The sequence below is a fragment of the Flavobacterium sp. PL002 genome, from assembly GCF_054165825.1.
Genome location: NZ_CM135110.1, coordinates 380,380 through 407,235, shown reverse-complemented (window position 1 = coordinate 407,235; position 26,856 = coordinate 380,380). Strand labels below are relative to the sequence as shown.

Annotated in this window: 14 protein-coding genes, 2 tRNA genes and 3 rRNA genes; 8 read left to right on the top strand and 11 right to left on the bottom strand. The window is 36.2% G+C overall.

Annotated features, from left to right (window positions below):
* The first annotated feature begins 112 nt into the window (after positions 1-112).
* From ACVEGE_RS01685 to rrf, 5 genes are all read left to right on the top strand, one after another.
* Positions 113-1,626, top strand: a 16S ribosomal RNA gene (locus ACVEGE_RS01685).
* Positions 1,627-1,811: 185 nt separating this feature from the next.
* Positions 1,812-1,885, top strand: a tRNA-Ile gene (locus ACVEGE_RS01680).
* Between the two features lie 87 nt (positions 1,886-1,972).
* Positions 1,973-2,046, top strand: a tRNA-Ala gene (locus ACVEGE_RS01675).
* Positions 2,047-2,236: 190 nt separating this feature from the next.
* Positions 2,237-5,121, top strand: a 23S ribosomal RNA gene (locus tag ACVEGE_RS01670).
* Between the two features lie 205 nt (positions 5,122-5,326).
* Positions 5,327-5,436: ribosomal RNA gene (gene rrf / locus ACVEGE_RS01665) — 5S ribosomal RNA — on the top strand.
* The 16S, 23S and 5S rRNA genes sit together here with 2 tRNA genes alongside, the layout of an rRNA operon.
* Positions 5,437-5,604: 168 nt before the next feature.
* On the opposite strand, the gene ACVEGE_RS01660 is transcribed toward rrf, so the two are convergent.
* Together ACVEGE_RS01660 and ACVEGE_RS01655 are read right to left on the bottom strand one after the other, a co-directional pair.
* Positions 5,605-6,558, bottom strand: a complete 954-nt coding sequence (locus tag ACVEGE_RS01660; protein WP_458008645.1) for an ISAon1 family transposase — start codon at positions 6,556-6,558, stop codon at positions 5,605-5,607.
* Between the two features lie 19 nt (positions 6,559-6,577).
* On the bottom strand, positions 6,578-6,931 hold the full coding sequence (locus ACVEGE_RS01655; RefSeq protein ID WP_173854557.1) for an ISAon1 family transposase N-terminal region protein: 354 nt from the start codon (positions 6,929-6,931) through the stop codon (positions 6,578-6,580).
* Between the two features lie 213 nt (positions 6,932-7,144).
* On the opposite strand from ACVEGE_RS01655, the gene pafA reads away from it, so the two are divergent.
* On the top strand, positions 7,145-8,758 hold the full coding sequence (pafA, locus tag ACVEGE_RS01650) for an alkaline phosphatase PafA (protein ID WP_192500317.1): 1,614 nt from the start codon (positions 7,145-7,147) through the stop codon (positions 8,756-8,758).
* A gap of 62 nt (positions 8,759-8,820) precedes the next feature.
* Here the strand turns inward: pafA and lysA are convergent, their stop codons facing one another.
* The 3 genes from lysA to gltB all read right to left on the bottom strand — a co-directional run bounded on the left by lysA (position 8,821) and on the right by gltB (position 16,324).
* The gene (gene lysA, locus ACVEGE_RS01645) at positions 8,821-10,038 is read right to left on the bottom strand and encodes a diaminopimelate decarboxylase (protein WP_192500316.1); all 1,218 of its coding nucleotides are present in this window, start codon (positions 10,036-10,038) and stop codon (positions 8,821-8,823) included.
* Between the two features lie 308 nt (positions 10,039-10,346).
* Positions 10,347-11,801: a glutamate synthase subunit beta gene (locus ACVEGE_RS01640; protein WP_192500315.1), complete on the bottom strand. Its 1,455-nt coding sequence runs from the start codon at positions 11,799-11,801 to the stop codon at positions 10,347-10,349.
* Positions 11,802-11,803: 2 nt separating this feature from the next.
* Positions 11,804-16,324: a glutamate synthase large subunit gene (gene gltB / locus ACVEGE_RS01635; RefSeq protein WP_192500314.1), complete on the bottom strand. Its 4,521-nt coding sequence runs from the start codon at positions 16,322-16,324 to the stop codon at positions 11,804-11,806.
* 440 nt (positions 16,325-16,764) lie between these two features.
* On the opposite strand from gltB, the gene sucC reads away from it, so the two are divergent.
* The gene (gene sucC, locus ACVEGE_RS01630) at positions 16,765-17,958 is read left to right on the top strand and encodes an ADP-forming succinate--CoA ligase subunit beta (RefSeq protein WP_173856915.1); all 1,194 of its coding nucleotides are present in this window, start codon (positions 16,765-16,767) and stop codon (positions 17,956-17,958) included.
* A gap of 102 nt (positions 17,959-18,060) precedes the next feature.
* Here the strand turns inward: sucC and ACVEGE_RS01625 are convergent, their stop codons facing one another.
* The 4 genes from ACVEGE_RS01625 to ACVEGE_RS01610 form a co-directional block, all read right to left on the bottom strand.
* Positions 18,061-18,720: an NAD(P)H-binding protein gene (locus tag ACVEGE_RS01625; RefSeq protein WP_192500313.1), complete on the bottom strand. Its 660-nt coding sequence runs from the start codon at positions 18,718-18,720 to the stop codon at positions 18,061-18,063.
* 3 nt (positions 18,721-18,723) lie between these two features.
* Entirely contained in the window at positions 18,724-19,188 is a 465-nt protein-coding gene (locus tag ACVEGE_RS01620) for a DUF1456 family protein (RefSeq protein WP_173854394.1), read from the bottom strand.
* A 64-nt stretch (positions 19,189-19,252) separates the two neighbouring features.
* The gene (locus tag ACVEGE_RS01615; RefSeq protein ID WP_192500312.1) at positions 19,253-20,263 is read right to left on the bottom strand and encodes a dipeptide epimerase; all 1,011 of its coding nucleotides are present in this window, start codon (positions 20,261-20,263) and stop codon (positions 19,253-19,255) included.
* Between the two features lie 61 nt (positions 20,264-20,324).
* Positions 20,325-21,125: an alpha/beta hydrolase gene (locus ACVEGE_RS01610; protein WP_192500322.1), complete on the bottom strand. Its 801-nt coding sequence runs from the start codon at positions 21,123-21,125 to the stop codon at positions 20,325-20,327.
* A gap of 55 nt (positions 21,126-21,180) precedes the next feature.
* Here ACVEGE_RS01610 and ACVEGE_RS01605 point away from each other — a divergent pair, with 55 nt between their 5' ends.
* Positions 21,181-21,582: an excinuclease ABC subunit B gene (locus ACVEGE_RS01605; RefSeq protein WP_173854392.1), complete on the top strand. Its 402-nt coding sequence runs from the start codon at positions 21,181-21,183 to the stop codon at positions 21,580-21,582.
* On the opposite strand, the gene uvrB is transcribed toward ACVEGE_RS01605, so the two are convergent.
* Both uvrB and ACVEGE_RS01595 read right to left on the bottom strand, forming a co-directional pair.
* Positions 21,579-23,570, bottom strand: a complete 1,992-nt coding sequence (gene uvrB / locus ACVEGE_RS01600; RefSeq protein WP_192500311.1) for an excinuclease ABC subunit UvrB — start codon at positions 23,568-23,570, stop codon at positions 21,579-21,581. The two genes, ACVEGE_RS01605 and uvrB, sit on opposite strands and share 4 nt — an antisense overlap.
* 124 nt (positions 23,571-23,694) lie before the next feature.
* On the bottom strand, positions 23,695-26,835 hold the full coding sequence (locus ACVEGE_RS01595) for a TonB-dependent receptor (RefSeq protein ID WP_192500310.1): 3,141 nt from the start codon (positions 26,833-26,835) through the stop codon (positions 23,695-23,697).
* Positions 26,836-26,856 lie beyond the last annotated feature (21 nt).

The window sequence follows — 26,856 nt, the reverse complement described above, 5'->3', positions numbered from 1 at the left end:
TTTTAACAGAGATGTTAGAACAAAAGAATAAGAGTAATAGAATAGATAGATTAGAGTATAACCAATAGATCTTCAGTCAAAAATAAATAGCTTAGTAATAAGCAAATAATATACGATGAAGAGTTTGATCCTGGCTCAGGATGAACGCTAGCGGCAGGCTTAACACATGCAAGTCGAGGGGTAGTTATCTTCGGATAATGAGACCGGCGCACGGGTGCGTAACGCGTATGCAATCTACCTTTCACAGAGGGATAGCCCAGAGAAATTTGGATTAATACCTCATAGTATAGTAGTCTCGCATGAGACCACTATTAAAGATTTATCGGTGAAAGATGAGCATGCGTCCCATTAGTTAGTTGGTAAGGTAACGGCTTACCAAGACTACGATGGGTAGGGGTCCTGAGAGGGAGATCCCCCACACTGGTACTGAGACACGGACCAGACTCCTACGGGAGGCAGCAGTGAGGAATATTGGACAATGGGCGCAAGCCTGATCCAGCCATGCCGCGTGCAGGATGACGGTCCTATGGATTGTAAACTGCTTTTATACAGGAAGAAACACTGGTTCGTGAACCAGCTTGACGGTACTGTAAGAATAAGGATCGGCTAACTCCGTGCCAGCAGCCGCGGTAATACGGAGGATCCAAGCGTTATCCGGAATCATTGGGTTTAAAGGGTCCGTAGGCGGTCAGATAAGTCAGTGGTGAAAGCCCATCGCTCAACGGTGGAACGGCCATTGATACTGTCTGACTTGAATTATTAGGAAGTAACTAGAATATGTAGTGTAGCGGTGAAATGCTTAGAGATTACATGGAATACCAATTGCGAAGGCAGGTTACTACTAATATATTGACGCTGATGGACGAAAGCGTGGGTAGCGAACAGGATTAGATACCCTGGTAGTCCACGCCGTAAACGATGGATACTAGCTGTTGGGAGCAATCTCAGTGGCTAAGCGAAAGTGATAAGTATCCCACCTGGGGAGTACGAACGCAAGTTTGAAACTCAAAGGAATTGACGGGGGCCCGCACAAGCGGTGGAGCATGTGGTTTAATTCGATGATACGCGAGGAACCTTACCAAGGCTTAAATGTAGATTGACCGGTTTGGAAACAGACTTTTCGCAAGACAATTTACAAGGTGCTGCATGGTTGTCGTCAGCTCGTGCCGTGAGGTGTCAGGTTAAGTCCTATAACGAGCGCAACCCCTGTTGTTAGTTGCCAGCGAGTCATGTCGGGAACTCTAACAAGACTGCCAGTGTAAACTGTGAGGAAGGTGGGGATGACGTCAAATCATCACGGCCCTTACGCCTTGGGCTACACACGTGCTACAATGGACGGTACAGAGAGCAGCCACTGGGCAACCAGGAGCGAATCTACAAAACCGTTCTCAGTTCGGATCGGAGTCTGCAACTCGACTCCGTGAAGCTGGAATCGCTAGTAATCGGATATCAGCCATGATCCGGTGAATACGTTCCCGGGCCTTGTACACACCGCCCGTCAAGCCATGGAAGCTGGGGGTGCCTGAAGTCGGTGACCGCAAGGAGCTGCCTAGGGTAAAACTGGTAACTAGGGCTAAGTCGTAACAAGGTAGCCGTACCGGAAGGTGCGGCTGGAACACCTCCTTTCTAGAGCCTTAGTGTTAGCTAAGTATTGTTTTTTAATGAATAGGTATTTATATTTAAGAATTAAGGATTAAGAAAAGCACGGTAGGGAAAGAGACGAAAAGAGACATTGGGGTCTGATTTAGAAGCTTTATTACTCTTGCTGTTAATTTAAAGAAATTGAATAAAAAATAATTTAAGAATAAGAGTGTCTCGTAGCTCAGCTGGTTAGAGTACTACACTGATAATGTAGGGGTCGACAGTTCGAGTCTGTCCGAGACAACTATTTAAACTTAAAGGAAATTCTAGAGTTGAAAAGCAACAAAATTAGTGCTAGTCACTAATTACTGTTCACTAGTCGCTCAAAAATGGGGGATTAGCTCAGCTGGCTAGAGCGCCTGCCTTGCACGCAGGAGGTCAACGGTTCGACTCCGTTATTCTCCACAAATCCCCTCCTAACCTCCCCAAAGGGGAGGAACCCAGAGCAATCGGCTCTCCCCCTTCGGGGGAGTTGGAGGGGGATTAAAGTTCATTGACATATTGAGATAAGAAAAATATTAAAAGTAGAAAGCGTTTTTTACTAGAGATAGTAAAATACAAGAAAAAACGGTCTTAATTAATTTTAAGATTGGTACAATAAGCAAAATAAGGGCGTATGGGGGATGCCTTGGCTCTCAGAGGCGATGAAAGGCGTGATAAGCTGCGAAAAGTTACGGGGACAAGCACACATTGATTGATCCGTAAATACCTGAATGGGGCAACCCACTAGATTGAAGATCTAGTACACCTTCGGGTGGGCAAACCCGCTGAACTGAAACATCTAAGTAGGCGGAGGAGAAGAAAACAAAAGTGATTCCGTAAGTAGTGGCGAGCGAACGCGGATTAGCCCAAACCAATGTTGTTACGGCAATGTTGGGGTTGTAGGACCACGTTATTTGTTGCGGATAGAATTAGAATTTACTGGAAAGTAAAGCCAAAGAAGGTGATAGCCCTGTATAAGTAATAGAAGATAACAATAGTGGTATCCTGAGTAGGGCGGGACACGAGAAATCCTGTCTGAATTTGGCGGGACCATCCGCTAAGGCTAAATACTCCTGAGAGACCGATAGTGAACCAGTACCGTGAGGGAAAGGTGAAAAGAACCGTGAATAACGGAGTGAAATAGATCCTGAAACCATACGCTTACAAGCGGTCGGAGCCCTTTAGTGGGGTGACGGCGTGCCTTTTGCATAATGAGCCTACGAGTTAACGTTGCTGGCAAGGATAAGTGGTTAAGCCACGGATCCGTAGCGAAAGCGAGTCTGAATAGGGCGCTTTAGTCAGTAGTGTTAGACGCGAAACCGTGTGATCTACCCATGGACAGGTTGAAGCTTTGTTAACCCAAAGTGGAGGACCGAACCCGTTGACGTTGAAAAGTCTTGGGATGATCTGTGGGTAGGGGTGAAAGGCCAATCAAACTCGGAAATAGCTCGTACTCCCCGAAATGCATTTAGGTGCAGCGTTATGTTTAAAGTTATATAGAGGTAGAGCTACTGATTGGATGCGGGGGCTTCACCGCCTACCAATTCCTGACAAACTCCGAATGCTATATAATGTTTCGTAACAGTGAGGGCTTGGGTGCTAAGGTCCAAGTCCGAGAGGGAAAGAACCCAGACCATCAGCTAAGGTCCCCAAATATATACTAAGTTGAAAGAACGAGGTTTGTCTGCATAGACAGCTAGGATGTTGGCTTGGAAGCAGCCATTCATTTAAAGAGTGCGTAACAGCTCACTAGTCGAGCGGACGAGCATGGATAATAATCGGGCATAAGTATATTACCGAAGCTATGGATTTACAATTTATTGTAAGTGGTAGGGGAGCATTCTCACAGGGTAGAAGGTGTATCGTAAGGTATGCTGGACCGGTGAGAAAAGAAAATGTAGGCATAAGTAACGATAATGCGGGCGAGAAACCCGCACACCGAAAGACTAAGGTTTCCACAGCTATGCTAATCAGCTGTGGGTTAGTCGGGACCTAAGGCGAACCCGAAAGGGACAGTCGATGGACAACGGGTTAATATTCCCGTACTACTGTTAACTGTGATGGGGTGACGGAGTGATGAAAGTGCCGCGAACTGACGGAATAGTTCGTTGAAGTACCTACCTATAAGCTGCGCAGGCAAATCCACGCGGCTTGGGGAAATACGATAGTACTCGGCGTCTTCGGACAAAGAGATAGTGCACCTAAGGGCTTCCAAGAAAAACCTCTAAACTTCAGGTTAATAGTACCCGTACCGCAAACCGACACAGGTAGTCGAGATGAGAATTCTAAGGTGCTCGAGAGATTCATGGCTAAGGAATTAGGCAAAATAGACCCGTAACTTCGGGAGAAGGGTCGCCAGCAGCAATGCTGGCCGCAGTGAAGAGGTCCAGGCGACTGTTTATCAAAAACACAGGGCTCTGCAAAATCGTAAGATGAAGTATAGGGCCTGACACCTGCCCGGTGCTGGAAGGTTAAGTGGAGATGTTATCTTCGGAGAAGCATTGAAATGAAGCCCCAGTAAACGGCGGCCGTAACTATAACGGTCCTAAGGTAGCGAAATTCCTTGTCGGGTAAGTTCCGACCTGCACGAATGGTGTAACGATCTGGACACTGTCTCAGCCATGAGCTCGGTGAAATTGTAGTAGCGGTGAAGATGCCGCTTACCCGCAGTGGGACGAAAAGACCCTGTGCACCTTTACTATAGCTTAGTATTGACTTTGGACAAATGATGTGTAGGATAGGTTGGAGACTGTGAAGTGGCGTCGCTAGGCGTTGTGGAGTCATTGTTGAAATACAACCCTTTGTTTGTCTGAAGCCTAACCCCGCGAATGCGGGGGACATTGCTTGGTGGGTAGTTTGACTGGGGTGGTCGCCTCCAAAAGAGTAACGGAGGCTTCTAAAGGTTCCCTCAGTACGCTTGGTAACCGTGCGTAGAGTGCAATGGCATAAGGGAGCTTGACTGAGAGACATACAGGTCGATCAGGTACGAAAGTAGAGCATAGTGATCCGGTGGTTCCGCATGGAAGGGCCATCGCTCAAAGGATAAAAGGTACGCCGGGGATAACAGGCTGATCTCCCCCAAGAGCTCATATCGACGGGGGGGTTTGGCACCTCGATGTCGGCTCGTCACATCCTGGGGCTGGAGAAGGTCCCAAGGGTTGGGCTGTTCGCCCATTAAAGTGGCACGCGAGCTGGGTTCAGAACGTCGTGAGACAGTTCGGTCTCTATCTACTGTGGGCGCAAGAAATTTGAGTGGATCTGATTCTAGTACGAGAGGACCGAATTGGACAAACCTCTAGTGTATCTGTTGTCACGCCAGTGGCATCGCAGAGTAGCTACGTTTGGAAGGGATAAGCGCTGAAAGCATATAAGCGCGAAACCCACCACAAGATGAGATTTCTTTTAAGGATCGTGGGAGATGACCACGTTGATAGGCTATAGATGTAAAGGCAGTAATGTCATAGTCGAGTAGTACTAATAATCCGTAAGCTTATGTACACCCTTTCCAGTGCACGAAAGTGCACTGGGGAAACTTTCTCCCTTCGACTTCGCTCAGTGCAAGTCAAGATTAATACTTTTTTCTTTATCTCAGTATGTTAAGATATTATTAGTTAATTAGTGATTAGGCAAAGTCTAAAACTACTTACTAAATTAGATGCTAGCTAATGCCTTATGGCTAATGGCTAGTCCCTAAGCAAGACCTTAAGGTGGTTATTGCGGCGGGGCTCACCTCTTCCCATCCCGAACAGAGTAGTTAAGCCCGCCTGCGCAGATGGTACTGCAGTTATGTGGGAGAGTATGTCGTCGCCTTTCTTTAAAACCCCTATCCTTATCGGATAGGGGTTTTTTGTTTTTAAATTAATGATGCAGTTATGTGGGAGCCCTCTTGAAAAATCTATTGATTAACTGGGGATCGTGTCTTTTTTTAAGAAAAAGTTGTCCAATCTGATGTTTTTTTGGATCAAGCGCAAAAGTTGGGGATTAAGCAAATAATTTAGTTAATCTAAATAGAAAGAAATCAACTTTTCTAACACCTCTGAACTGATTTCTAAAAGCCTTTATTTTAGCATTGAAAGATTCTGCAGAAGCATTAGTGCTTCTATTACCAAAATAATTCAAAATAGAATCATAGTTAATTTTAATGGTATTTATTATTGTATTAAAACTTTTTATTCCTAAGCGCTCAACATCGTTATACCAGTGTGCTAATTTGGTAATAGCTATTGCTTTATCAGTATTGTTATTGTAAATGTTGCGTAATTTTTGACTTAAAAAGTAAACCGTTTTAATTTCCGGATATTCTGTAAATACTATTGTAGCTCTTTCTTTTTGGCTCTCACTCCATTTGTTAGGGCTTTTGTAGAGTAGAAACCTACTCCTGGTGAGTAATTGCTTGGCAGTATCTCCGTTAGAGAATTCTTTAGAAACAAAAGGTGCTTTGTTGAGTTTTGCTTCAAATATACTTTGGTTTTCTTGATCTAGCGCTTCCCATTTTAATCTAATACGAACTTCTTGTACAGCTTCTAAAGCAAGTTTTTGAACATGGAAACGATCTGTTACTTGTGTTGCTTTTGGAAAAGATTTTTTAGCAATTAATTTCATGCTATTAGCCATGTCTAGAGTAATTTCAATAACCTGAGAACGTTTTTTAAAATCTATCCTTTGTAAATGATTAATAACTACTTCTGCTTTTGTTCCAGCAATAATGGCTACAATAGAACCTTTTTTACCTTTTCCTGCTTTATTGGTCACTACGGTATAAAGCTCTCCCATTGACAAGTTTACTTCGTCTATAGATAAATGACTACCCATGTTTTCAGGGAAAATTAGCCACTCATTTGCATGTTCTCGTTGTTCCCAATTGGAAAAATTACTAAGATGTTTTTTATATTGTCGTTGCAATTTTTTACCATTAACACCAAAGAAAAAACCAATAGTATGACAATCGTTTGCTTTAGTATCTATTAATTTCTTTTAAAAAATCCGCAAACTCATGAGTCATGCGGGTTCCTTGTGCTACAATATTCCAATCTCGTTGTATGATTTCTTGAGTTTCTTTATCTGTCCAACGACGTCTTTTAATATGGAGATATACGAATTTCCCTCTAAGTGGAAAATCTTGAATAGTAATCTCATGTAAAAAACCTTTTGAAACTAGTTGTCGATTATTATACTCTTTGGGTGGAGCACTTTTTTCTTCAAAAAACAAATGCATTTTCTCTTGTTCAGTTTTGGTATTCACCAAATCAAAGTGTTCAACAATTAATTCTGGCAGTATGAGTTTTAATAGTTCTATATAATTTTCCAAGGGGTACTTTTTTATCTGCTAATTTAATAAAAATCAAATCCCTCCCCAACTTTTAGGATTGATCCGTTTTTTTTGTTTTAAATTATTTTCATCGGAAGTATATGAATGTTTAATATTATGTTAAATCAATTTGGTTATTTGTCATTATAACGGTATATCTAAATCAGTTTGTTCATTAATGCTTATTTTTGTATTCAAAAAATAAATTTAAATATGAAAAAACTGATTTTGTTTTTGGCTGTTATTATTATGTCAAATTTACAAGCACAAGAAAGACCTAAACTGGTTGTTGGTATTGTTGTTGATCAAATGAAAATGGAATATTTGTACCGTTTTTCTAATGATTTTTCTAATGATGGTTTTAAAAGACTCATGGGAAATGGGTATACATTTCAAAATATGCACTACAATTATATGCCAACTTATACTGCTCCAGGTCATGCGTCTATATACACAGGGACTACACCTGCAGTTCACGGAATAGTTAGTAACGAATGGTTTAGTAGAAAATTAGGTAAAGATGTGTATTGTACTGATGATGCTAGTGTAAGTACTGTAGGTGATGGAACTAAAGAAGAAGGAGAAATGTCTCCTAAAAATCTATTGACAACTACGATTACTGATGAACTTAGAATGGGTACTAATTTCCAAGGTAAGGTTATTGGGTTAAGTCTAAAAGATCGTGGTGCTATTTTGCCAGCAGGTCATTTTGCTAATTGGGCATTCTGGTATAGTAAAACTGGTTCTTTTATTTCGAGTACTTTTTATGGTGAAAAGTTGCCTGATTGGGTTCAAAAATTCAATGATGAGAAACATTATATGCCTTACATTAATAAAGGATGGGATTTATTAAAACCAAAAGCTACTTATAATGAAAGCTTAGAAGATAATAACCCTTACGAAGGAAAACTATACAATAGTATTGCTCCTGTTTTTCCTTACGATTTAAAGGATATGTATGCTAAAAATGATGCTGGGGTATTACGCTCAACTCCTTTCGGGAATAATTTGTTGGCGGAATTTGCCATGAAAGCAATAGAAAAAGAAGAACTAGGTAAAGATAATATTACTGATTTCTTAACGGTTAGTTTTTCTTCTACAGATTATGTTGGTCATTTACTAGGACCGAGATCTATGGAATTACAAGATACTTACTTGCGTTTAGATCAAACTATTGCTGATTTTTTGAATTATTTAGATAAAACTGTTGGTAAAGATAATTACTTATTATTTTTAACAGCTGATCATGCTGGTGCGGAGAATGTAAATTATTTAAAAGATCATAAGTACAATGTGAACAGTATAAGTCCAAAAGATATTAGAAATAATCTAAAAGATTTTTCTATGAAGACATTTGGTGTTGATTTGGTTTTAAATTATGGTAGTTTTAATTTATTTTTTAATAAAGATATTATTAAATCTAAAAATCTTGATTTTAACGTAGTTAAAGAAGCTTTTAAATCTTATTTAATGACGCAAGATTACGTAAAAAGAGTCTATACCGAAGACGAGATTTTACATTCTACAGGGAATGACTATTTCTTGAATTTTATTGCTAAAGGATATGATGTGACTCAAAATGGTGATTTGATAATTCTTGATAAACCGGGTTACATTGAATATCAGGGTACTGGAACTTCTCATGGAACTACTTATACTTACGATACACATGTTCCTGCCATTTTCTATGGTTGGCATATTAAAAAGGGGGAATCTTTTAATAAAAAAGAAATTACTCAAATTGCACCAACGATTGCTCAAAAGATTAAAGTTTCTTTTCCTAATGGTACAGAAGCTCAAGTTCTTGAGGAAGTATTGAATGATTAAATTTAGATATAAAAAAAGGTGTATTTTGTAAAAATACACCTTTTTTTATGTTTGGTTATCAACTAAACTTTTTCTGCTAATGGTAATGGAATTTGGTTTTTTAATAAATCTTCAAATGTCTCATGGGCACGAATTAAGTGACCTTGACCATTCATCCACAATACTTCAGCTGGTTTGTATCTTGAGTTATAGTTGGAGGCCATAGAGTAACAATATGCTCCAGCATTTCTAAAACTTAAAATATCGCCTTCTTTTATTTCGGGTATTCTTCTGTTGTTTGCAAAGGTATCTGTTTCGCAAATATATCCTACAACTGAATAAAAACGCTCTTTTCCTTTTGGGTTAGATATGTTTTCTATATGATGTTGTGAACCGTATAGCATTGGACGAATTAAATGGTTAAAACCGCTATCAATTCCTGCAAATACTGTTGATGTTGTTTGCTTGATCACATTCACTTTTACAAGAAACTGCCCTGCTTCACTTACTAGGAATTTTCCTGGTTCGAAAATTAACGTTAATTCTTTTCCGTATTCAGTACAAAATGCATTGAACCTTTTAGATAATTTTTTTCCTAATTCTTCAATATCTGTTTCGATATCGTCTTTTTTGTAAGGGACTTTAAATCCGCTTCCGAAATCTAGAAATTCTAGATTTTTGAAATTTTTAGCTGCATCAAATAAAATTTCGGCAGCATATAAGAATACTTCAATATCTAAAATATCAGAACCTGTGTGCATGTGTATACCTACAATGTTCATTTTAGTATTTTCAACAATACGAACGAGGTGTGGTAATTGGTGAATTGAGATACCAAATTTACTATCAATATGTCCTACAGAAATATTCGTGTTTCCACCTGCCATAACGTGTGGATTGATACGAATACAAACAGGAACATTAGGGTGTTTAGCACCAAATTGTTCTAATATCGACAAGTTATCAATATTGATTTGAACCCCCATTGCATTTACTTCTTCAATTTCTTCAAGAGAAACACCATTTGGAGTATAAAATATTTTTTCGGGGTCATATCCTGCGTGTAATCCTAATAAAACTTCTTGTATGGAAACCGTATCAAGACCTGAACCCATTTCTTTTAATAGTTGCAATATAGCAACGTTAGATAATGCTTTCATGGCGTAATTGATACGCAACTTTTCAACTTTAGAAAAAGCTTTAGTTAATCTATTGTATTGTGATTTTATTTTTTCGGCATCATATACGTATAAGGGACTGCCAAATTGTTCTGTTAGTTGAAGTAAGTCTTTTGATTGCATGGTTATTATTTTTTAGCAAATTTATTATACTTTATTTGTTTCCACAAGCTATTGAATGAATTCTAACAAAATATAACAAAAAGTTATGAATTTAACATTAAGTGCTTTTTTATGTGTTGTTATTTCTTTTGGGTAAGGGATGGAAGCGGATAGCCCACAGTCGCTGGAGTTTTTACGAAAGCGACGAGGACTTGAAGCGTACAGCCCGACCATGCAGGAACGATAGTGGATGCATGGGTACCCCCAAATAAAATGGCTGCCTAAATATACAATTTGGCAGCCATTTTTAACTTATTTCATTTTTTTAATTATAAACTGGGTAAATCACCAGTACCTTTTGTAGGTAAATTTGTTGATCCCATCAAATATAAGTCGACTTCACGAGCAGCTTCACGACCTTCAGAGATTGCCCAAACTATCAATGATTGTCCGCGACGCATGTCACCGGCTGCAAAAATATGCGGTATATTAGTTTGATAATTTGTCGCTTTATAATTGCTTCTCACATCTGTTTGTAAACCTAATTGTTCGCTTAATGTTTTTTCAGGTCCTGTAAATCCTAAGGCTAGTAATGCTAAATCACATGGCCATATTTTTTCGGAACCTTCTTTTTCGATTAATTCAGGTCTTTGTCCTGGAGTTATTTTCCAAGCTACTTCAACAGTTTTTAAACCAACTAAATCTCCTTTATCATTTGCGATAAATTCTTTAGTGTTTATTAACCAGTTTCTGTTGCAGCCTTCTTCATGAGAAGAAGAGGTTTTAAGTTGTAAAGGCCAGTAAGGCCAAGGTGTTGTCTCACTTCTTCCTACTGGAGGTTTTGGCATGATTTCAAAATTAGTAACTGATTTTGCACCTTGTCTATTTGAAGTCCCCACACAGTCAGAACCTGTATCTCCACCACCAATTACGATAACGTCTTTACCAGTAGCCTTGATTTGGTTAGGAATTTCTTCCCCATAAAGGACTTTAGTTTCTTGAGTTAAAAAGTCCATTGCTTGAACCACTCCCTTTATTTCAATTCCTTTTGTAGGTAGGCTTCTTCTCTCTGTAGCACCACCACATAAAACGATTGAATCGAATGTATTTAATTGGTCAACACTATAATTAAAACCTACATTTACATTTGTTTTGAAGGTGATTCCTTCTAACTCTAGAATTTTTACTCGCCTGTCGATGATTCCTTTTTCTAATTTAAAATTTGGAATTCCGTAACGTAGTAATCCACCTATTGCATTGTCTCTTTCAAAAACAGTTACTGTATGTCCAGCACGATTTAATTGCTGTGCAGTTGCTAATCCTGCAGGTCCAGAACCAATTACGGCTACTGTTTTTCCTGTTCTCATTGCAGGAGTTTGTGGTTTTATCCATCCTTCTGCAAAACCTCTTTCAATAATGTTTTTCTCAATATTTTCGATAGCAACAGGTTCCTCAATGATTCCAAGTACACATGATTTTTCGCATGGCGCTGGGCATAATCTACCAGTAAATTCAGGAAAGTTATTAGTAGATTGTAAAATATCTAATGCACTTTGCCACTCGTTTTGGTATACCATGTCGTTAAAATCAGGGATTAAATTCCCTAACGGACAAGCACTGTGGCAAAATGGGATTCCGCAATCCATACATCTTGCTCCTTGTTCTTTAATTTTATCTTGCGGTAGCGGGATCGTAAATTCGTTGTAATTAATTACACGTTCCGGTACTGCTATATTGCTTTCGTCTGTTCTATCGTATTCTTTAAATCCGCCTATCTTTCCCATAACTATGCTGTTGCTATTAGTTCTTCAATTTTCTTTTCTTCTGCTAATCTCTGTAATGCTATTTTATAATCTCTAGGCATTACTTTGACAAAATGTTTCTGTTGGTTTTCCCAATCTTCTAAAATTCTTTTTGCTAATGGACTATTAGTATACATAGAATGATTTTTAATTAATCGTCTTAATTTGATTAAATCATCTTCTTCTAATGTTTCTAAAGCGACCATTTCCATATTGCATAAGCCATTTTCAAATTGTTTCTTTTCATCAAAAACATAAGCAACACCACCGCTCATTCCAGCAGCAAAATTCCTTCCAGTTCTTCCTAAAATAGCCACGGTACCACCAGTCATGTATTCACAACCGTGATCTCCAATTCCTTCTACAACGGCTGTTGCACCTGAATTTCTAACACAGAAACGTTCTCCCGCCATACCATTAATGTAAGCTTCTCCTGTAATTGCACCGTAAAGTGCTACATTTCCAATAATGATATTTTCTTCAGGTTTAAAAGTAGCGGTTGGTGGAACTTTGATAATTAATTTTCCTCCAGAAAGTCCTTTACCTAAATAATCATTACAGTTTCCATGAATTTTGAAAGACAATCCATTAGTTGCAAACGCACCAAAACTTTGTCCTGCAGAACCTTCAAAATCGACTAATATTGTATCTTCAGGTAATCCTTGTGCTCCATATATTTTAGAGATTTCGTTACTTAAAATAGCACCTACAGAACGGTCTGTGTTTTTAATTTTAAAGTTAACTCTAGTTTTCTCTTTTCTATAGATGGAAGGAATTGCTTCTTTTATAATTGCAAAATCCAATACGTTTTCTAATGCGTGATCTTGTGTTGTTGTATTGTGATTGGGAACTGTTTTAGCTTTTTCTGGTTTATAAAGAATAGTAGATAGATCTAAACCATTTGCTTTATAATGTTTAATTGCTTTATTGACGTTCAATTTTTGTGATTGACCCACCATTTCTTTCAAGGTTCTAAAGCCTAGTTCAGCCATAATTTCTCTTAGCTCTTCAGCAATAAAATACATGAAGTTAATAATATGTTCAGGTGTGCCTTTGAAGTTTTTTCTTAATTCAGGATCTTGAGTTGCAATACCTACTGGGCAAGTATTTAAATGACAAGCTCTCATCATGATACAACCAGAAGCAACAAGTGGAGCAGTAGCAAAACCAAATTCTTCTGCTCCAAGCAATGCTGCAATGGCAACATCACGACCCGTTTTAAGTTGGCCGTCACATTCTAATACTACACGACTTCTTAAATCATTTAATATCAATGTTTGTTGCGCTTCAGCAAGTCCAAGTTCCCATGGAATACCTGTATGTTGCAATGAAGTTAATGGGGCAGCACCAGTACCACCATCGTATCCAGAAATTAAAATTACATCCGCTTTTGCCTTAGCAACTCCAGCAGCAATTGTTCCTACACCAACTTCTGAAACTAATTTTACGTTGACACGTGCTTCACGATTGGCATTTTTTAAATCGAATATTAATTGTGATAAATCTTCAATCGAATAAATATCGTGGTGTGGCGGCGGAGATATTAATCCTACATAAGGAGTTGAATTCCTAACTTTTGCTATCCAAGGCACTACTTTTTCACCGGGTAATTGACCACCTTCGCCTGGTTTTGCACCTTGAGCCATTTTTATTTGAATCTCTTTGGCACTTGTTAAATAATTGATAGATACTCCAAAACGACCAGAAGCTACTTGTTTAATGGCACTATTTTTAGAATCTCCATTTACTTCTTTCTGAAAACGCTTAGGATCTTCTCCACCTTCACCAGAGTTACTTTTTCCACCAATTCTGTTCATGGCTATAGCCAAGTTCTCATGAGCTTCCTGACTAATAGATCCATAAGACATGGCTCCAGTTTTGAATTTTTTTACAATTTCTGTCCAAGGTTCTACTTCATCTATAGAAATTGGATCCAAATTATTAAATTCGAACATTCCGCGTATCGTCATCAAATTAGCACTTTGCTCGTTGACCATGTTTGAATATTCTTTGTAGCTTTCAGGACTGTTTAAACGTACTGCTTGCTGCAATTTAGCGATTGTAGTTGGGTTAAACATGTGTTTTTCACCGTTTCTTCTCCATCGGTAAATACCTCCAATTTCTAAAGGTAATAAACCTGCAATTTTTGAGTTTGGAAACGCTTTTTGATATCTGAGTTTAATTTCTTTCTCTAATTCCATTAAACCAATACCTTCAATTCTAGAGGGAGTATATGGAAAATATTTAGTAGAGAATGTTTTGTTTAAACCTAAAATTTCAAATATCTGTGCAGCTCTATAGGAATGCAAAGTTGAAATTCCAATTTTATTCATGATTTTCAGAATCCCTTTTGCAATAGCTTTATTATAATTTGTAATGGCATAATCAGGATCAATACCTGCAATATGACCTTGAGCAACTTGATCGCGAATGATTTCGTTTACTAAATAAGGGTTAATAGCACTCGCTCCGTATCCAAATAATAAAGCAAAATGATGCGGCTCACGTGGCTCAGCAGATTCGATTATGATTCCGAATTTTGAACGTACCTGTAATTTATTTAAGGAATGGTGTACATAAGAACAGGCCAATAACATAGGTATTGGGGCCATTTCTTCACTTACGCCTCTATCCGAAAGGATTATGATATTGTAACCTTCATTAACTGCTTTGTATGTTGCTTGAACACATTTTTCTAGTGCACGTTCTAAACCATTTACTCCTTTTTCTATTTTGTATAAAGTAGAAATCGAGATGGATTTAAAATCAGGATGATCAATGTGTTTTATCTTATCTAAATCCTCTTTTGAAATTACAGGATTTTGAATTTTAAGTTTTTTACATTGCTTAGATTCTATTTCAAAAATATTAAAATCACCTCCAACAGCAAGGCTAATATCCGTAATTATTTCTTCACGAATACCATCTAATGGTGGATTTGTAACCTGAGCAAATAATTGTTTGAAATAGTTGTATAAAAGTTGTGGTTTGTCAGAAAGTATGGCTAACGGAGTATCATTCCCCATGGAGCTAATTACTTCGGCTCCTTTTGACCCCATTGGGTTGATTGTAGTTTTTAAATCTTCAAGAGTATACCCAAATAAACGTAATCTTGTTTCATAATCCAATTTTTCTGTTGGATTCTCATTATTAGTATAAGGTACTTTGGCTAATGGTAGTAAATTTTCATTCAACCACTGTCTGTAAGGACGCTTAGTAACAATAGAATTTTTAATTTCGTCATCTTCTATAATGCGACCTTCGTTCATGTCTACAAGAAACATTTTTCCAGGCTCAAGACGACCGTGTTGCACGACATCTTCAGGGTTTACATCAAGTACGCCAATTTCAGAAGACATGATTACAAAACCACTTTTTGTTAATGTATAACGAGATGGACGCAATCCATTTCTATCTAATAATGCTCCAATAACATTTCCATCTGTAAAAGGAATAGAAGCGGGGCCATCCCATGGTTCCATGATACAAGCGTTGTATTCATAAAATGCTTTTTTCTCATCAGACATTGTTTGGTGTTTTTCCCAAGCTTCAGGAACCACCATCATCATAGCTTCAGGAAGCGAACGACCAGTCATTAATAACAACTCGATGACCATATCCATAGAAGCAGAATCGGATTTTCCTTCTAATATAATAGGAAACATTTTTTTTATGTCTTCGCCAAATATAGGGCTCTCCATAAGCTCCTCGCGAGCACGCATTCTACTAATGTTTCCACGAAGGGTATTGATTTCCCCATTATGACACATGTACCTAAACGGCTGCGCTAGCTCCCATGAAGGGAATGTATTGGTAGAGAAACGTTGGTGTACTAATGCCAAACGAGTAACTACATCAGTATCTGATAAATCAGTATAATATCGACTGATATCCTCTGGCATTAATAGCCCTTTATATATTATTGTTGTAGTAGATAAACTAGAAAAGTAAAACTTGTGGCTTTCAGAAATTTTAGAATCTCTAATGGCATGTTCTCCTATTTTTCGGGCTGCAAATAATTTGGCATTAAATTCTTGTTCAGTTAATTCTAAGCCATTCTTACTTATAAATACTTGTTTTACTGTTGGTTCTTTTTCAGCTGCAATTTGACCTAAGTTAGTTACATCAACAGGAACATCTCTCCATCCAATCACTTTTAAGTTTTGATCTGTTACTGCTTTCTCAAATGTTTTTTTGCAAAAGTCAACTTGGTTTTTCTTTTTTGGTAAGAAAAGCATTCCTACAGCATATTCTCTTGTTTCTGGAATTTCAAAATCACATACTTTTTTAAAAAAGTTATGAGGGATGTCAAAAAGGATTCCTGCACCATCACCCGTTCTTCCATCTGCACTTACCGCTCCACGATGTTCTAATTTTATTAAGATATCGAGGGCTTTATGAATAATATCATTCGATTTTATTCCGTTTAAGTTACAAATAAATCCTGCGCCACAGTTGTCATGTTCAAATTCTGGCAAATAAAGGCCTTGTTCTTTAACTTTCATGCTCTATATTTTTTTTATACAAAAATAAAGTTTTCGTTAAACATAATGCATTGAAATAGGTTAAAAGCCTTTATTTTTACACTTATAATAGAAAAAGGTTTAATAAATGATAATAATAATTTTTAGCTATAGTTGCATTGCCAAATTGATAATCGCTTTTTATTAAGAACCTAGTTTGGCGCTATAATAGGATGTTTTTGATGGTTTTAGATAAAAAAATCAATCGTTATAGTTGTTTTTTAAACCACTTTATAAATGCTAATTTTGTAAAAAAGCACTCTTTCAAGTTTGATGAAATTGTAAAATAAAAGCTGTAAATTAAATAATAGCAGATAAGATCTTTTAAATAAAGAAAAAGATTTCTCTGTTTAGATGAATTTTGCTATTTTTGTACCACTTATATTCTGAAATAAATTCAGGATTCAGACAAATTCTATATTATGAACATACACGAATATCAAGGAAAAGAGATTTTAGCTAGCTACGGAGTTCGCATTCAACGTGGAATCGTTGCTAATAATGCAGTTGAAGCTGTTGCTGCTGCAAAACAATTAACTACTGAAACGGGAACGAGTTGGTATGTTGTTAAAGCACAAGTTCATGCAGGTGGACGTGGTAAAGGTGGTGGAGTTAAACTTGCCAAAAATTTAGCACAACTTGAAGAGATTGCAGGTCAAATTATTGGTATGCAATTAGTTACTCCTCAAACTTCTGCTGAAGGTAAAAAAGTACACAAAGTTTTAGTTGCTGAAGATGTTTATTATCCTGGTGAATCTGAAACTTCAGAATTTTATGTATCTGTACTTTTAAACAGAGCTACTGGTCGTAATATGATTATGTATTCTACTGAAGGTGGAATGGATATTGAAGAAGTTGCTGAACATACTCCGCACTTAATTTTTACTGAAGAAGTTGACCCATCTGTAGGTTTACAAGGTTTTCAAGCAAGAAGAATTGCTTTTAACTTAGGTCTTTCAGGGAATGCTTTTAAAGAAATGGTAAAATTTATCGATGCTTTATATAATGCTTACATTGGATCTGATGCTTCAATGTTCGAAATTAACCCAGTATTAAAAACATCTGACAATAAAATTTTAGCTGTTGATGCTAAAGTAAATATTGATGATAATGCTTTATACAGACAAAAGAAATATGCTGAGATGCGTGATATTCTTGAAGAAAATCCAATCGAAGTTGAAGCTAAAGAAGTAGGATTAAACTACGTAGATCTTGATGGTACTGTAGGATGTATGGTTAACGGAGCTGGATTAGCAATGGCAACTATGGATTTAATTAAGTATGCTGGTTTTGAGCCTGCTAACTTCCTAGACGTAGGTGGAACTGCTGATGCAAAACGTGTTGAAACTGCTTTCCGTATTATCTTAAAAGATCCTAACGTAAAAGCAATTTTGATTAATATCTTTGGAGGTATTGTTCGTTGTGATCGTGTTGCTCAAGGAGTTGTAGACGCTTACAAAAATATGGGTGATGCTATTAAAGTACCAATCATTGTTCGTTTACAAGGTACTAATGCAGCAATTGCAAAAGAATTAATTGATAATTCAGGAATGCCAATCTTATCTGCTGTTGAATTTCAAGAAGCAGCTGATCAAGTAAAAGCAGCACTTTCTTAATTAGAAAAGTTATATATATTAAAAAATCCTGAGTGTGAGCTCAGGATTTTTTTGTTATTATACCTATCGAATAAAAAAACAAAGTAGCGAAATAGTTATTAATTACGGATTTGCTATTGCTTCAATTTCTGCTGAATTGTATATTTTGAATCCTGAGATTTCTTTTTGAGCAATAAGTTCTAACGCTTTTGCTACAGTCGTACTTTGAATAGGTTTGTAATTTTTTAGTTTTCCAATGAATAAAAAGGAGAAGGTCTTCATTAAAAAACCGCCTATTTTTTCTCCAAATCTAAATTCTTTACGATCTCCTAAGAGTAGTGATGGTCTAAAGATGGCTATACCTTTAAATGGAGTAGCTTTAAGAAAGTCTTCTATTTCGCCTTTAGTCTTCAAGTAAAAACTATCCGATTTTGAATTAGCACCCATAGATGAAATTAGCAAAAATTGTTTCACACCATTCTTAGACGCTAAAGTGGCAAACTGTTTTGGATATTCAAAGTCTACTTTTTTAAAGGATTCTTTGCTTCCTGCTTGTTTTATAGTTGTACCTATAGTGCAAAAGAAATCGTCTCCTTTAATACTATTTTCATAAGTTTCGGGCTTGTCAAAATCAATAATCTTTTCAGATAATTTGGGATGCTCAATACCTGTATCTGCCCTGTTAAAAGCGATTACCTTTTCATAATCAGTATTATCCAAAAGATTTTGTAATAGTTGAGCACCAATTAAACCAGTGCTTCCTATTATTAAAGCCGTTTTCATTTGTTATGCTTTTTTATTTTTCCCAAAATTAAATTTCACTTTTTCCACAACTTGTGTTTTGTTGTTTCCTTTAGGATATTGTTTTTTGAAAGGTTTTTTAGCTGTACTAGATTCTGAAGGACTTTGATCACCTCTAGACTTTTCGTCATCTCTAGGTTTTGCTTTAAATTCAGTTCTTTCCTTAGTAGATGCTTTTGCAGGAATCTCAGCTTTGTGCTTTGCTAAAACAGCATTAGGGTTTTTTGGATTCTCTTTTGTTCCTCTTAAATGAATTACTAATGCATTCAAAAAGTTACGCAAAACTTGGTCACCACATTCCATGTAGTTCTCATGTTTTTCATCACGGAAAAAAGCTCCTAATTCTGATTTAGTTATTCTGAAATCTACTAATTCCAAAATTTCAACTATTTGATCGTCACGTAGCATTAATGCCACACGCAATTTCTTAAAGATATCGTTATTTGTCAAGGTGTTATGTTTTTTTACAAAGGTACGTTTTTATATTAATTTGAAACGAATTAAAAATGGTGTTTTATAATAAGACAACGCCAGTTCCATCATGATCAGCATAGCTTACTTTTCCGTAATTAAGTGTTACTCCGGTTGCAATATCTTCTTCTAGTAACAGTGCGCCATCCATATCTACATAATCCAATTGAGGCAGTAAATGCGCAATTGCTGAAATACCTACAGTAGACTCAGTCATACAACCTACCATAGTTTTAAGTCCCAATTTTTTTGCTTCCTCCAGCATTCTTCTAGCAGGAGTTAATCCGCCACATTTCATCAATTTGATATTAACACCATGAAAATGATTGTGACATTTAGTAATGTCTTCTTCTGTGATGCAACTTTCATCAGCAATTATGGGTAAAACAGTGTGTTTAAAAACCTCTTTATGACCAATCCAGTTATCCGCTTTTAGGGGTTGTTCTATGAATTCTACACCTAATTCTTTTAAAATTACAGCGTTATTGATTGTTTCTTCAATTCCCCAACCGCAATTTGCATCGACTCTAAAAACGGCTTTAGTGTGTTTTCTTAATTCTGTTATGATTTCGATATCCTCTTTTGTACCTAATTTTATTTTATATATAGGCCAAGGGAGTTCCTTCATTTTTTTTACCATTTTCTCTACAGAAGCTATACCAATAGTATAGTTTGTCAACGGATTGTCTTTGATAGAATAGTTCCAATATTCATATAGTTTTTGTTTTCTTTTACGAGCGTACAAATCGGTGTAAGCCATGTCAAGTGCACAAAGCGAGAAGAGATCCTCTTTTAAGTAAGGGTGCATTTTTATCCAAAATTCTTCTGGAGTTTCAGTGCCAGATGATTCAATTAGAAGTTTGATTTTATTTAAATTCGCTATCATTATTGGCACCGTAATATTGTAATAGGGATTAGCCGTAGCCGCTCCATAGCCAGTAAAACCATCACTTGTTAATACTACAATCAATGAAGGTTGCACATCAATCGAAACTCGTGAAATTGTAAAGGTGTGTTTTAGTTTTAGATCGTATGCTTTTAATTGAAGTTTCATAATTAATATAGGATAAATAGTTTTGAGTATAAAATAGTCTTTAATAAATATAATAAATTACTTAATATCCTAGCCATAAAAGAGCGTTAGTAAAATTTTCACGCCATAATTTTTCATTGTGTTGTCCCCCTTTGATAACTTTTGATGTTAATTGACTTTTTCTTTTAATTTTAGGCTGAAGTAAAAGTGCCATTTTTTGCATATTTTGAACCATATCATCACCTTCGTTAGCACCACATAGTAAATAAATTTTTGTCTTTATATCTTTAGTTTTTTCCGTATCAGAATAGATTTGATCTGAAAACCAAAAGGACGGAGAGAATATTCCTGCTTTACCAAATACATTGGGGTATTTTAAGATAGCATAGTAAGAAACTAAACCTCCAAGAGAACTTCCCATTATTAGTGTATTTTTACGATTACTTTTTGTTTGATATGTATTGTCTATTTTTGGTTTTAATGTATTCACAATAAAATCAAGATAATTATCTGCATTTCCGCCTCCATATTTTTGATTTTTATAGTGAGTTAATTCAGTTATGCGTTTTTCATTACCATGTTCGATTCCTATAACAATTATTTCAGCGTTCAAACTGTCTAATTTTTCATCTATATTCCATTCTCCAGCGTATGCAGTTTTTGCGTCAAATAAATTTTGAGCATCATGCATGTATAAAACTGGAAATTTTTTTAGGGAAGTAGCATAGTTTTTTGGGAGGTAGACCCAAATCTTCTTTTGAGTATGTAATTGTGGTGCTTCAATGATGAAAGTACTCATCTGTTTCGACATTGTTATATTTTGGGCTATGTTTTTACTTGTTAGAAAAAAAAATATAAAAAACAGCCAAAATTGTTTAATCATCATTTGTTCTTGGGTTTTAGTATTAAAAACGATATTTTAGCTAAAAAAATATATAATGGAAACTTACGAAGAAAAAAAGAATTTAATTCTAGATATGATCGCCTTTTCAACTGAAGATGGTGTTCTGCCAAAAAAAGATTATGATTTTCTATTTGTTATTGCCAATGCACTAGATTTAGAAAAAGGAGATTTCAATAATTTATTTCTTTTAGATTTACCAAAAATTACTGCTAAAACAGGATTTAGACGCATGCAGCAGTTTTATCGTTTGGCATTTTTAATGCACGAAGGAAAAATATTGAATACAAATGAGTCGAACACAATTCACCAAATTTCTATTAGTATGGGGATTAATCCTGATGCGACTAAAAAAGTGTTAAAAAAGATAGAAAAGGCACCTAATACAGTAATTACACCAGAAGCTTTACAAAAAATTTACAAAGAATTTCACGACTAGTTTAATTGCTTTTGCAGATTTTTAATCTCATCACGTAATTTTGCTGCTTGCATAAAGTCTAATTCTTTAGCTGCTTTTTCCATTGACTTGCGCTTCTCTCGAATTAATTTGTCAATTTCGGGTTTTGATAAGTATAGGTTTTCGGGTTCAGCAGCTGCGGCTAGTCCACGGCCTAATTCTTGTTCAATCAACGGACTTTTGATAAAAGCACTTTCTATTTTCTTGTTCAGTGCTTGAGGAACAATGTGGTTTTTAGTATTGAAATTAATTTGTTTTGTTCTGCGATAGTCGGTTTCGTCTATCGTTTTTTGCATGCTGGCTGTTATTTTGTCTGCATATAAAATTGCTTTTCCGTTTAAGTTACGAGCAGCACGACCAATTGTTTGCGTAAGCGAACGATGACTCCTTAAAAAACCTTCTTTATCAGCATCAAGAATTGCGACTAAAGAAACCTCAGGTAAATCAAGTCCTTCACGAAGTAAATTGACACCAATAAGCACGTCAAAAAGCCCTTTACGTAAGTCTTGCATAATCTCAATACGTTCTAAAGTATCGATATCAGAGTGAATGTAACGACAACGTATATTGACTTTAGTTAGGTATTTAGCTAATTCCTCAGCCATACGTTTAGTTAACGTAGTTACTAATACACGTTCGTCTAATTCACAACGTACATGAATTTCTTCTATAAGATCATCAATTTGGTTTAAACTTGGGCGAACTTCGATAACAGGGTCTAATAATCCAGTAGGACGAATCACTTGCTCTACAACTACACCATCAGTTTTTTGTAGCTCATAATCAGCTGGAGTTGCGGAAACATAGATCACTTGGTTTTGCATTGCTTCAAATTCGTCAAACTTTAATGGGCGATTGTCCATTGCTGCAGGAAGTCTAAAGCCATATTCAACTAAATTTTCTTTACGGCTACGGTCACCACCATACATTGCATGTACTTGTGATAAGGTTACATGACTTTCATCAACAACCATTAAATAATCTTTTGGGAAATAATCCAAAAGGCAAAACGGCCTTGTTCCAGGGAGTCTTCCGTCTAGATAACGAGAGTAATTTTCGATCCCTGAACAATATCCTAATTCCCGTATCATTTCTAAATCGAAATTTGTTCTTTCCTCTAATCTTTTTGCTTCAAGCGGTTTTCCTATTTCCTTAAAATAATCCACTTGTTTAACTAAATCTTGTTGGATATCCCAGATTGCGCCTTGTAAGACATCTGGAGAAGTCACAAACATATTGGCAGGATATATAGTTAGTTTTTCAAATTTTTCAATTACTTCAGCAGTTGTAGCATCAAATGATTCAATTTCTTCAATCTCATCACCAAAAAAGTGAATTCTAAAAGCGTCGTCAGCATAACTAGGGTACACTTCAACAATGTCTCCTTTTATTCTAAAATTACCCGGAGTAAAATCAGCTTCCGTTCTAGAATACAAACTTTGTACTAATTGGTGCAATAATTTGGTACGTGAAATCACCTGATCCCTTTCAATTTCAATCACATTTTTCTGAAATTCAACGGGATTTCCAATACCATACAAACAAGAAACAGAGGCCACAACCAGAATATCTCGTCTGCCTGAAAGTAGGGAAGAGGTGGTGCTTAAACGCATTTTTTCTAACTCTTCGTTGATAGACAAGTCTTTTTCGATAAAAACCCCAGAGACGGGCATAAAAGCTTCGGGCTGGTAATAGTCGTAATAAGAAACAAAATATTCCACAGCATTATTTGGGAAAAATTGTTTGAACTCAGAGTACAATTGTGCCGCCAACGTCTTGTTATGTGCAAGAACTAAAGTAGGCTTTTGTACTTCCTGAATGACATTAGCAACTGTAAATGTTTTACCAGAACCGGTTACTCCTAATAAAGTTTGGAATTTTTCACCATCTTCAATTCCTTGACTTAATTTATCAATGGCTTGTGGTTGGTCTCCTTTTGGTTGATAATCTGATACTACTTGAAAATTCATTGTTTATAAAGGGCAAAGTTTTAGAAACACAAAGTTACGAAGTTTAAAATCAATCTTATCTTAAGAAAAAAACAAAAAACCACCACGCGAACATGATGGTTTAGATGAAATAAATAATTTTTTATTAGAAACTTAAACTTAATCTGGCAAAAACAAATCTTCCGTTTTGTCCAAATTGAGAAGTGTTTCTAGAGTATGTAAATTGATTTCCATTAGACAAATCGATAGTTGCTGTTGTTGGAGAATAAATAATATTACCATTAGAGTCAACTCCAGACGCTCTTGAAGTAATTGTTTGCGGACCTAAATTTCTAGATGGATAAACATCAAAAATGTTATTGGCACCAACTACAACTTTAGTAGAATTGGATATTTTATAACCTACTGATAAATCAGTGATTACTCTTGCAGACCAAATTGGGTGTTCGTTTTCAACTGCTTGATCATTTACTACGATAGCATTGATTATTCCGTCTCCATTTGCGTCTGCAATATTTGGATCAGTAACTTGTCCAAAATAAACGTTTCTCAAGAAGAAATCGAATTTTTTAACTGTTAACGAGTTTGTTAGGTTTGCTTTTGCTCTTGGTACAGCTTCCTCAAGATATACTCTACTAGATTCTGAGAAGTATCTGTTGGTTTGTCCATTGTCTTCCAAGATTTGTGAACCGTGAATATCGCCAACTTTTCTTGTGTTTGATATTGTTCCTGATAAATCTGTTTTTAATGTTAATCCATTTCCAACAGAAGCTTTATGACTAATTACAATATCGATACCTTTTGACTCTGTGTCAATTGCATTAGCAAAAAATGTTGCTGCTGTTGCGTTTGCTGTATCAAAAAGATTTTGCAAATCTCTTTGTGTAGTTCCAGTAGGATAAAAATAATTTGGTGCAACACCACCATTAGCAGTTGATAAACTAGGTCTAGAAAATTGATCAGTTAAGACTACTCTGTCATTAATTTTTACGAAATAAGCATCAGCAGTTATAGTAAGTTTCGCTTCAGGAATTTTAGCAGTAAAACCAATACTTGCACTTTGAGACTCTTCTTGTTTTAATTGTGGAATTCCTAATAATTTTGCAGCTGGAGAGTCGTTACTAAATGTTCCAACTTCAAATGGCACACCTCCTACAAATTGTGTAGCAGTTGAATTAAAATAAATCTGGTGTAAAGAAGGCGCTCTAAATCCTGTAGAAACCGCTCCACGCAAATTAATATTATCTGTTAACTTATAACGAGTTGCTAGTTTATAGTTAGTCGTTCCTCCAAAATCAGAATAGTTTTCATAACGTAAAGCACCGTTTAATAACCATTTGTCTGTTACATCATATTCTAAGTCAGCATATACTGCACCACTACTACGGCTTTTGTCAACGGCATTAGCAGGTTTAAATCCTGGAAATACTTGAGCTCCTCCAGCTCTTTGTCCGTTGTAGGCAGTAGTTGCTGATCCGTAAATGGCTCCAGCGTAACCACCTAATACACCGTTGTAAAAATCTGTTACTTTTAAATTAGTAGCTGTTGTTCCGGTTACAACATCACCATTAATATCGTATTGATTGTATGAATCAGGTTCTCCAGCTTTAATTTGAAAATTCTCATGTCTGAATTCCGCTCCAAATGCCACATTTAATTTGTCAATTTTTCTTGAAATATCAAAATTAGTTGTGTTTTGAGAGAAAGCCAATCCACCAGCATCAAATTCTGTAGGAGAGCTTTCTCTCATTGAAGAGTTTAATGTGTTTTCGATGTTATAATCAAATCCGTTTCTACCAAAAGTATTACTTAAATCAAATTTCCAATCTTTAAAAATGTTACCTCTAAGACCAGCTGCTGCAGAAATATCGTTGATTGTAGAATGAATTTCAGGTAAAAAACCATTAGCATATAAAGCCGTGTATGTTCTAGATTGATTAGGTTTTCTATAAAAACCTGCCGCTTCACCTGTTCTATGACTAGTACCTCCAAAAGCGTATAACTCTAGGTTGTCATTGATAGGGTAAGCAGCATTAACGAAAAATTGCGCACTTTGTAATGACGATTGTCCTACTTTCATATTGAATGCACTTCTTTCTAGTTTTCTATAAGCTAACTCTCCTGTGGTAGCATCAAAGTTTAATGCCGTTTGCATGGCTCCAATTGTTGTAGCATTATTGATATCCGATAATTGTGTCGGTGTAAAATAACTGAAGTTGGCTGGTGTAGCGAATGTTTTTATTGTTGATAGGATTTGATCTGAATTCGGTGTATTATTGATATTGCCCCATAAAGCATTGATATTGGTACCAGCTTCAGAAGCTCTTTGCTCAATGGCATTGAAAGCGCTAAATAAATTACCTGTGGCATCTTTTGCTCTACTGGTTTGTCCTCTTAATTGAAAACTTCCAGTTGCGTTGATAAAACTTTTTTCTTTACCAAGTCCTGTACCATAATTCAAATCTATTTGAAGGTTGTTTCCGTCATTACCACCTCTGTGGTCGTTAGCGCCACTTGATAGTTGGGTTCCTCCTAATATATTTATATCAAATTTATTAGTTGCTTTTTTTACATTTATGTTAATTACACCAGCTATAGCATCAGATCCGTATTGTGCAGAAGCACCATCTCTTAAAACTTCAATTTTATCAATTGCAAAAGCAGGAATCGCATTTAAATCTGTTCCTACAGATCCTCTTCCTGGTGACCCATTAATATTTACAAGTGATGAAGTATGTCTTCTTTTTCCGTTTACCAATACTAGTACTTGATCAGGACCTAATCCTCTTAATTGAGCTGGGTCAATATGATCTGTTCCATCAGCTACTGTAGTGGTATTTGATGTAAACGAAGGTGCAACCATATTCAAAATTTGGTTTAAATTGGCTTGCGGTCCTTGAGAGGCAATATCTTTCATATTAATTACATCAATAGGTACAGTAGACTCTGTTACTGTTCTCGCAGTACTACGAGATCCTAATACTACAACGTCTTGTAATGTTTCTCCGCTTCCTGTTAAAGAAACATTTACTGTTGGTCCAGTAACTTTTATGGTTTTAGTTTCTAAACCTACGTAAGAAAATTGAAGATAATCACCCACTTTTGCCGTGATGGTATATTTTCCATCAAAGTCGGTTGAGGTGCCTTTTGTGGTTCCTTTTACCAGAACAGAAGTGCCTGGTAACGGACCGTTAGTATCGTCACTAACTACTCCAGATACTTTAATTTCCTGAGCGTTCAGTACGCTGCTGAAAATTAAGATTAACATTAATAATAAATTTTTCATGGTTTTTGTTTTTTGCTTTGT